The sequence below is a fragment of the Arcobacter sp. CECT 8989 genome, assembly GCF_004116715.1.
In the GTDB taxonomy this organism is placed as follows: domain Bacteria; phylum Campylobacterota; class Campylobacteria; order Campylobacterales; family Arcobacteraceae; genus Halarcobacter.
Map to the genome: position 1 here is coordinate 1 of NZ_PDKE01000124.1, position 392 is coordinate 392.

The window sequence follows — 392 nt, forward strand, 5'->3', positions numbered from 1 at the left end:
ACCAACAACATATTTAATACCCTCTTGAGCCATTTTTTCCATACCTGCAACAGCAATTTTTGGATCGTATGCATCATCAAAAGGTACAATTTCTACTTTGTATTTTTTACCACCAATCTCAACTCCCCCTTGGTTGTTGTATATTTCTGCAGATGTTTCCATTGATCTTACATTTGAAGTCCCCCATGCAGCATTTGCTCCTGAAAGTGTACCTACAAAACCAATTTTTATACTTTCTTGAGCTAAAAGAGTAGAACTTAGCATCCCTACTGCTAAACCTATTTTCAGAAATCTTTTCATAATTTTATCTCCTTTTTTTGTTTAAAAAATTTATCATTGATAAACTATGAAATCATCTTATCAGACTGTCTACAATTATTGTAGAAAATAAT

The 392-nt window shown here is 31.9% G+C and carries 1 protein-coding gene; it reads right to left on the minus strand.

Translation table 11 applies throughout. The features are described from left to right. On the minus strand, positions 1 to 300 hold a 300-nt coding region (locus CRV02_RS14675; RefSeq protein ID WP_258239345.1), incomplete at its 3' end, for an ABC transporter substrate-binding protein. Positions 301 to 392 lie beyond the last annotated feature (92 nt).